Raw genomic sequence first — 8,151 nt, forward strand, 5'->3', positions numbered from 1 at the left:
ATCGGCAACCGCCTCACCGCGCAGCGCTTCACCGACACCATCGAAGCCACCGGTCGGAAAACCTGATGGAACTGCTGGTGCTGATCGACGCGCTCAAGCGCGCATCGGTGGCCAGCAGTTCCATCAGGTTTTCCGCGCTCGGCGCCGAGGTCGGCTGGATCACGAAGACGTCCTGCTTGCGGACGTTCTCTTCGATCTCCACCTGCACTTCGCCATCGGAGAAGTGCGAGACCAGCGCCTTGCCCGGGCGGACCCCCAGTTCCTTGCAGATGTTCTGCGCCAGACGTTTGTTGGCGTTGCCGGAAAATACCAGCAGGTTCGGGGACTGTTGCATCATGATTGTCTCGGGCGGGGACGAGTGGCGGGGATCCGGTAGCGGCAGGGACCGCTGCGGCCCCTGCTGCTTACAACACCGCGACTGTTTCCACGTCCCGCGCAGTGATGCGCTGGATGGCGCGGACACAGCCGCATTGGCAGGGGCGGGAGGATTCGAACCTCCGAATGCCAGGATCAAAACCTGGTGCCTTGGGCCTCTTGGCGACGCCCCTGCATTGATGAATCAGTGTTGCTCGAGTGCATCCAGCAGTGGCGAACGTGCAACGCCCGCGGCCACCCTTGCCCGCAACTCCTTCGGCAATTCCGCTCGCGCCTGCTCTGCAGCAGCCTGCGAATCGAATTCGACGAAACAACCACTTCCGGACCCGGTCAAACGTGCCCGGCCTATGCTGCTCAACGCGGCAAGCACGGCCTCTACGGCAGGCTCGCGACGGCGCAGCACCGGCTCGAACACGTTTCCGACCAGAACGCCGGAAGCGAAGTCCTCTATTTTCGCCTGTGGGCAGTCGCGCGTCAAATCCGGGTCAGCGAACAGCGCCGGAGTGGGCACATGAACGCCCGGCTCGGCAATCACATACCAGGCCGGCGGAAGGGTCACCGGCTGCAGGCGCTCCCCTACCCCCTCGGCCCAGGCGTTATGGCCGCGCACGAACACCGGCACATCGGCGCCCAGCCGCAGACCCAGTGCCGCCAGCGCATCCTCATCGAGGCCGGCCTGCCAGAGCCGGTTGAGAACCACCAGCACGGTGGCCGCATCGGAGGACCCGCCGCCGAAGCCACCGCCCGCGGGAATATTCTTTTCAACGACGATGTCCACACCTTGACCGACATTCGCAGCCGATTGCAGCAACCTGGCCGCACGCACCGCCAGGTCATCGGCCTCGGCAACACCGGCCAGACCCTCGCCCTGCCGACGCACCTGGGCGTCATCGCGCAGGCGCAGGCCGATGCGGTCGCCCCAGTCCAGCAGGCGGAACACGGTCTGCAGTTCGTGGTAGCCATCGGCACGACGGCCGGTGATGTGCAGGAACAGATTCAGTTTGGCCGGCGCCGGCCACCAGGACCAGCCGTCGGCGTCACTCTGCGTGGTCATGGCGCGTCCGTGCCCCACTGGTCGACCAGCAGGCGCACTTTGGCGTCCTCGCGGCTGGCCTCGATGCGTCGCGGCAGCGCCGGGCTTCCTTCCTGCGCCGGATACCAGTCCAGGTACTGGATCACCCAGCCGACCTGCCGCATGCGCCGTGGGCGGCCCTCGGCATCGCGCTCCACGCTGCTTTCGCCGGAACCCCGCAGCACCAGGCCACGGGTCCAGTCGGACAGTTCATTGACCGGGATATCCCAGCCGGTGGCATCGAGCAGCAGCTGGCGGGCGTCGTCACCGGCGCGCGGGCCATCGCCCAGGCCATCCAGGCGCGCCCCGCCCTGTACCGAGTCGCCCTGCAGGGTCCAGCTCTGGCGGGTGACCGGGGCGCTCAGCTGGATGCGGTACTGGCTGCCCTGCTGGACCCAGTCGATGCGGCCACTGCCACCATTTCTGCCCTTGCTGACCGCAACCCGGCCCTGGAAGCTGTAGTCCGGCTGCGCGCGCAGGGCCTGCACGCGGGCCTCTTCAGCGCGTTCGGCGGCTGGCGACACGGTGTAGACCACATCCGGGGCCGGCGTTTTCTGCGTGCCGACACTGGTACAGGCGCTCACCACCAGGGTCACGGCCGCCAGCAGCAGCGGCCGGATCTTGCAAACGCTCATGGATTGAATTTCTCGCGGGCACGCTGCAGCGCGCGGTTGTCAGGGTCGATCTTCGCCGCTTCGTCGAGGAAGTGGCGCGCTTCGTCATGCTTGCCCAGCACCCACAGCACTTCGCCCACGTGGGCGGCGATTTCCGCATCGCGGGACAGCGTCCAGGCCCGGCGCAGCTGCACCAGGGCTTCCTCGTTGCGACCCAGGCGATAGAGCACCCAGCCGTAGCTGTCGACGATGGCCGGATTGTCCGGATCGGCCACGCGCGCGCGATCGATCAGTTCCAGCGCTTCCTGGTAGCGCTTGGTACGGTCGGCCAGGGTATAGCCCAGCGCGTTCAGTGCTGCGACGTTTTCCGGCTCGGTCACCAGCACCTTGCGCAGGTCGGCCTCGGCACGGGGGATGTCGTCGCGTCGTTCCCAGGCCAGGGCGCGGGCGTACAGCAGGGCGTTCTCGTCCGGGTAGGCGGCCAGGCCACGGGCCAGCGCGTCCAGTTCACCGGTCAGGTCGTCGGCGCGCTGGCGCAGTTCGGCTTCCAGCAGGTAAGCATCGCGGCGCACATCGTCATCCACGGTGGCATCGGACTGGATGGCATGCACCTCGTCCAGCGCCAGCGACTGGCGGCCGGCCAGGCCCTGCGCATTGGCCGCGCGCAGCCTGGCCTCGTTCAGTTCATCGCCACCGGGCACGCTGTGGTACCAGTTCACCGCCTCGGGGTAGCGCTTGAGGTATTCGGCAATCTTGCCCAGCAGCAGGCGCTGCGCCGGGTCGGGCTTGGCGGCCTGGCGCGAGAGCTCGTTGTACAGGCCCGACAGCGCTGCCGTATCGCCCTGCTTGGCCAGCAGCGAGGCACGCATGCCCCAGGTCTGCACGTCCTGCGGGCCTACCGCCAGCACACGCTCGGCCGCGGCCGGCTGGCCGAGGCTGTCATAGGCGATGGCCACGGCGTTGCGCAGTTCCGGGTCCTGCCGGGTCTTCGGCTCCACCCCCTGCAACAGGGCCAGCGCCTGCGCGGTCTGCCCGGCCTGCTGCAGCTGGCTGGCACGCAGCAGGGCCACCCGCGGCTCGTCGGGGAAGCGCTTGACCACCTCGTCGATCATGCGCCGGGCCAGCTCGGGCTTTTCCATGCGCAGGGCCAGCCTGCCGAACTCCTGCCAGGCCTCGATCTTCGGCGGGATGGCGTTGGCATCGACCAGTTCGCCCAGCACCTGGGCCGGTACGGCCGGGTCGCGGCCGCCACCGATCAGGGCGGCCAGGGCGAACTTCCAGCCCCGCTCGTCGGGGTCGGCCAGCAACGCCTGCAGCTCGGTCCGCGCGGCCTTCACGTTACCCTGGCGCATGGCCAGCGCACCGGCAGCACTGCGCATGGACAGCGAACTGGGCGCGCGCTTCTCCCACAGGGCCAGGCCCTTGGCTGCGCTGGCATCATCATTGGCCAGCATGGCGATGCGGGTCGCGCGTTCGGCCAGCCCGGCGTCGCCGTCGGTCTCTTCGGCCGCCTGCAGGTAGGCGTGCGCGGCGTCGGCCAGTTTGCCGGCCTGCAGCGCGAATTCACCGGCCATGACCGGTTCCAGGGCCAATGCTTCGCTGGCCGGGCCCCTCGCGGGAGCCTTGGCCGGCGCTGCTGCCAGCACCTGGCTGCAGGCCAGGGACAGCAGCAGAACACTGGGGATGCGAATCAATGCGGGCATCGTCGGCATCGGGGCCTTAAAATGTCGTCCAATGGCCAGCAGCTTATCGCAAGCAACTGAACAATGACCCTGTGGGTGCTCGGACTGAATCACCAGACCGCACCGGTTGAGCTGCGCGAGCGCGCGGCTTTTGCCGGTGAGGCGTTGCCGCGCGCGCTCGGTTCACTGCGCGATACTCCGCAGATCGCCGAGGCGGTCCTGCTTTCCACCTGCAACCGCACCGAGCTGTACGCGGTAGCCGACTCGCCGCAGGCGCTGGACCAGTGGCTGCACAGCCAGGCCGGCGACCTGCAGGGCTACCTGTACAAGCACGCTGACGCCGATGCGGTCCGCCACCTGTTCCGGGTCGCCACCGGGCTGGATTCGATGGTGCTGGGCGAGCCGCAGATCCTGGGCCAGGTGAAGGATGCCTGGTCCACCGCGCGTGACCACGGCCTGCTCGGCCAGCGCCTGGACCGGCTGTTCCAGCAGACCTTCTCGGTGGCCAAGCGCGCGCGCACAGACACCCAGGTGGGCGCCAACCCGGTGTCGGTGGCCTCGGCCGCGGTGCGCCTGGCGCAGAACGCCTTCGCCCGCCTGGATGATTCAACCGTGCTGCTGGTCGGCGCCGGCGAGACCATCGAGCTGGCTGCACGGCACCTGAGCGAAGGCAAGGTGCGCCGCCTGCTGATTGCCAACCGCACTCTGGCCCATGCGCAGGAACTGGCCACCCGCCATGGCGGTGTGGCGCTGCCGCTGACCGAACTGGAACGCCACCTGGCCGAGGCCGACGTGGTGTTCTCGGCCACCGCCGCGCGCGAGCCGGTCATCCATCGAGAGATGGTCGCCAAGGCACTGCGCGCACGCCGGCACAAGCCGATGCTGCTGTTCGACCTGGCCGTGCCCCGCGATATCGAGGCCGAGGTAGGCACGCTCAACGATGCCTTCCTGTACACCGTTGACGATCTTGAGCGCGCAGTGGAAGACAACCGCCGCGGTCGCCGCGAGGCGGCCGCCGAAGCCGAGGCGATCATCGACCTGCAGGTGTCGCGCTTTGTCGAAACCCTGCAGGCCAGCGCCCACCAGGCACCGCTGCGGCAGCTGCGTGCTTTCGGCGAGGCCACCCGCGCCGAACTGCTGGAGCGCGCGCGGCAGCAGCTGGCCAATGGCAAGCCGGCCGAGGAAGTGCTGGAACTGCTGGCCCATGGCCTGACCAACCGCCTGCTGCACCCGCCGACCGCCGCCCTGCGCGCAGCCGCGCTCAGTGGCGACGCCGACCTGACCCGCGCCGCCGAGCGCCTGTTCCCGGCCACGCCGGGCTACCGCCACCCACCCGTGAGACCCGATGACGCCGACCCTGCGCCGTAAGCTGGAAGCGCTGGCCGAGCGCCGCGAAGAACTGGAACGCCTGCTCGCCGAACCCGACGTGGTCGCCGACAACACCCGTTTCCGCGATCTTTCGCGCGAATTCGCCCAACTTGAACCGGTCGCCACCGCCCTGGCCGACGAAGCGCGTGCCAAGGCCGACCTCGCCGCCGCCGAAAGCATGCGCGCCGACCCCGACCTGCGCGAACTGGCGGAGGAGGAAATCGCCGCCGCCCAGGCCCGCCTGCAGGAACTGGAACAGGAACTGGCCCTGCTGCTGGTGCCGCGCGACCCGCGTGACGAGGGCAACCTGTTCCTGGAAGTGCGCGCCGGTACCGGTGGCGACGAGGCGGCGATCTTCGCCGGCGACCTGTTCCGCATGTACGCCCGCTATGCCGAGCGCCAGGGCTGGAAGGTCGAGATCGAATCGGACAACCCCGGCGAACATGGCGGCTACAAGGAAGTGGTGGCGCGAGTGGTCGGCCGCGGCGCGTTCTCGCGCCTGAAGTTCGAATCGGGCACGCACCGCGTGCAGCGCGTACCGGCCACTGAATCGCAGGGTCGCATCCATACCTCGGCGGCCACCGTAGCGATCATTCCCGAAGCTGACGAAGTCGAAGAGATCGTCATCAACCCGGCCGACCTGAAGGTCGATACCTTCCGCTCGTCCGGTGCGGGCGGGCAGCACGTCAACAAGACCGAATCGGCCATCCGCATCACCCACGTGCCGACCGGCGTGGTGGTGGAATGCCAGACCGAGCGCAGCCAGCACGCCAACCGCGACAAAGCGATGAAGCGCCTGAAGGCGCAGCTGCTGGATGCCGAGCGCCAGCGCCAGGACGCGGCGCAGGCCGAATCGCGGCGCCTGCAGGTGGGCAGCGGCGACCGCAGCCAGCGCATCCGCACCTACAACTTCCCGCAGGGCCGGATCACCGACCACCGCGTGGAAGGGCTGACCCTGTACGACCTGCCCAACATCCTGGCCGGCGACCTCGATGCCCTGCTGCAGCGCCTGAGCCACGAGCACCAGGTGGACGCGCTGGCCCAGCTGGCAGCGGGCTGAGCCGATGTCGGCCTGGCAGCAGCGGCAGCAGTTGCAGCAGGCGCTGGCACGCCAACCGGGCGATTTCATCGCCTGGGTGATGCTGGCCGACCTGGAACTGGAAGCCGGCGACATCGGTGCCGGCGAGCGCGCTGCACGCCGCGCCCTGCAGTTGCGCCCGAACCACCCCGAAGCACTGGCCCGGCTGGGCCGGGTGGCGTGGATGGCCGGCGCGCATGCCGATGCAGCCACGCTGCTCGGCCAGGCCGCCTCGCTGGCGCCGGAACACCCTGGCATCGCTCTGTGGCTGGGGCACGCGCTGGAAGATGCCGATGATGCCGAAGGTGCGGCCGCCGCCTACCGCCGCGCGTACGCCCTGCTGCCCACCGAACCGTACATCGCTGCCCAGCGCCTGGCCTGGCAGCGCCGGCTGTGCGACTGGCGGGATCTGGATGTGCTGGCCGCGCAGGTGCGTGCTGCGGTCGCCAGCGGCCAGGGCGTGGTCGAGCCCTTCGCCTTCCTCAGCGAGGAGGCCAGTGCTGCCGAGCAGCTGGCCTGCGCCCGCGCGCGTGCGGCTGCCGTGGCCGCTGCCGTGCGCCCGCTGCCAGCGGTGCCGGTGCGTGCCCGTGGCCCACTGCGGATCGGCTTCCTTTCAAACGGTTTCGGCGCCCATCCCACCGGCCTGCTGACCGTCGCCCTGCTGGAACAGCTGCAGGCCGACCCGGCACTGCAGCTGCATCTGTTCGCACTGAACCGCGGTGATGGCAGCCGCATCCGCCAGCGCCTGCAGGCAACAGCCAAGCTGCATGATGTGGCCGGCCTGCGCCATGCCGAGACGGCCGCGCAGATCCGCGCGCAGGGGATCGACGTGCTGTTCGACCTGCGCGGCTGGGGCGGCGGCGGCACGCCGGAAGTGCTGGCGATGCGCCCTGCCCCGCTGCAGGTGAACTGGCTGGCCTATCCAGGCACGTCGGGGGCGCCGTGGATGGATGCGGTGGTTGGCGATGCCTTTGCCCTGCCGCCGGCACTGGAGCCGCATTACAGCGAACGCGTACTGCGCCTGCCGCGCGCCTTCCAGCCCTCGGACAATACCCGCGTGCTGGAACCGCCACCGACGCGTGCCGAGTGCGGCCTGCCCGAGCGTGGCGTGGTGTTCTGCTGTTTCAACAACAGCTACAAGCTCAACCCGCGCAGCATGCACCGCGCCTTTGCGGTACTGCAGGCAGTGCCGGGCAGCGTGCTGTGGCTGCTGTCCGGCCCCGGCCAGGCCGATGCGCGCCTGCGCGCAGCCGCGCAGACCGCCGGCGTGGATCCGGCACGGCTGGTGTTCATGGCAAAGCTGCCGCACCCGCAGTACCTGGCGCGCTATGCGCTGGCCGACCTGTTCCTGGACACGCACCCGTACAACGCCCACACCACCGCCTCCGATGCGCTGTGGGCCGGTTGCCCGGTGCTGACCTGCCCCGGCGAGACCTTTGCTGCGCGCGTGGCCGGCAGCCTCAACCATCATCTGGGCCTGGACGCCATGAACGTGGATGACGATGCCGCCTTCATCGCCCTGGCGAGCACGCTGGGCAACGACCCGGCGGCGCTCGCCACGCTGCGCGCGGGGCTGGCGCAGGCACGCGGGGGCAGCGGCGTATTCGACATGACCGGGTTCGCGGCGGATCTGTCGGCGCTGCTGCAGGCATTGGCGCGCGAGCACGGCTGGCTTGGCCTGGCGGGGTAGAGTCGACCGTTGGTCGACTGCTTCTAGGCCGGCCGAAGAAACCCGCGCTACGCGCGATAGTCGACCAACGGTCGACTCTACCGCTTGCCCGCAATGTCAGGGGGTGGTCGACTGCCCTGGGCCGGCCGAAGAAACCCGCGCTGCGCGCGATAGTCGACCAACGGTCGACTCTACCGTTTGCCCGCAATATCAGGGGGTAGTCGACTGCCCTGGGCGGGCCGAAGAAACCCGCGCTGCGCGCGATAGTCGACCAACGGTCGACTCTACCGTTT

Annotated in this window: 6 protein-coding genes, 1 tRNA gene and 1 pseudogene; 3 read left to right on the forward strand and 5 right to left on the reverse strand. The window is 69.3% G+C overall.

Annotation, left to right across the window (positions count from 1 at the left end):
• Positions 1–64: 64 nt before the first annotated feature.
• From ACQKDV_RS14855 to ACQKDV_RS14875, 5 genes and pseudogenes are all read right to left on the reverse strand, one after another.
• Positions 65–334 (reverse strand): annotated as a pseudogene (locus ACQKDV_RS14855) (ribose-phosphate pyrophosphokinase-like domain-containing protein); the annotation flags it as partial.
• Positions 335–471: 137 nt separating this feature from the next.
• Positions 472–548 (reverse strand) — tRNA-Gln (locus ACQKDV_RS14860).
• 11 nt (positions 549–559) lie between these two features.
• On the reverse strand, positions 560–1,429 hold the full coding sequence (gene ispE / locus ACQKDV_RS14865; RefSeq protein WP_427784691.1) for a 4-(cytidine 5'-diphospho)-2-C-methyl-D-erythritol kinase: 870 nt from the start codon (positions 1,427–1,429) through the stop codon (positions 560–562).
• Positions 1,426–2,082, reverse strand: a complete 657-nt coding sequence (gene lolB / locus ACQKDV_RS14870; RefSeq protein ID WP_427784693.1) for a lipoprotein insertase outer membrane protein LolB — start codon at positions 2,080–2,082, stop codon at positions 1,426–1,428. Before lolB ends, ispE begins: the two co-directional genes overlap by 4 nt.
• Positions 2,079–3,764 (reverse strand): tetratricopeptide repeat protein, encoded by a 1,686-nt coding sequence (locus ACQKDV_RS14875; protein ID WP_427784695.1) that lies wholly within the window; start codon positions 3,762–3,764, stop codon positions 2,079–2,081. Before ACQKDV_RS14875 ends, lolB begins: the two co-directional genes overlap by 4 nt.
• Positions 3,765–3,827: 63 nt before the next feature.
• On the opposite strand from ACQKDV_RS14875, the gene hemA reads away from it, so the two are divergent.
• Genes hemA through ACQKDV_RS14890 form a run of 3 tightly spaced genes read left to right on the forward strand, consistent with a single transcriptional unit; the run spans position 3,828 to position 7,879 of the window.
• Positions 3,828–5,111 (forward strand): glutamyl-tRNA reductase, encoded by a 1,284-nt coding sequence (gene hemA / locus ACQKDV_RS14880; RefSeq protein WP_427784697.1) that lies wholly within the window; start codon positions 3,828–3,830, stop codon positions 5,109–5,111.
• Complete coding sequence (gene prfA / locus ACQKDV_RS14885; protein WP_427784698.1) at positions 5,089–6,171, forward strand: peptide chain release factor 1; 1,083 nt, start codon at positions 5,089–5,091, stop codon at positions 6,169–6,171. The genes hemA and prfA overlap by 23 nt, the downstream gene beginning before the upstream one ends.
• A gap of 4 nt (positions 6,172–6,175) precedes the next feature.
• Positions 6,176–7,879 carry a tetratricopeptide repeat protein gene (locus tag ACQKDV_RS14890; RefSeq protein WP_427784700.1) on the forward strand — a complete coding sequence of 568 codons (1,704 nt, stop codon included), beginning with the start codon at positions 6,176–6,178 and terminating at the stop codon, positions 7,877–7,879.
• Positions 7,880–8,151 lie beyond the last annotated feature (272 nt).

It is taken from the genome of Stenotrophomonas sp. NPDC077659 (assembly GCF_050268705.1).
Lineage (GTDB): Bacteria > Pseudomonadota > Gammaproteobacteria > Xanthomonadales > Xanthomonadaceae > Stenotrophomonas.

Coding starts and splice junctions, on each gene's coding strand:
- ispE (WP_427784691.1), bottom strand. CDS start 1,429: ATGACCACGCAGAGTGACGCCGACGGCTGGTCCTGGTGGCCGGCGCCG.
- lolB (WP_427784693.1), bottom strand. CDS start 2,082: ATGAGCGTTTGCAAGATCCGGCCGCTGCTGCTGGCGGCCGTGACCCTG.
- ACQKDV_RS14875 (WP_427784695.1), bottom strand. CDS start 3,764: ATGCCCGCATTGATTCGCATCCCCAGTGTTCTGCTGCTGTCCCTGGCC.
- hemA (WP_427784697.1), top strand. CDS start 3,828: ATGACCCTGTGGGTGCTCGGACTGAATCACCAGACCGCACCGGTTGAG.
- prfA (WP_427784698.1), top strand. CDS start 5,089: ATGACGCCGACCCTGCGCCGTAAGCTGGAAGCGCTGGCCGAGCGCCGC.
- ACQKDV_RS14890 (WP_427784700.1), top strand. CDS start 6,176: ATGTCGGCCTGGCAGCAGCGGCAGCAGTTGCAGCAGGCGCTGGCACGC.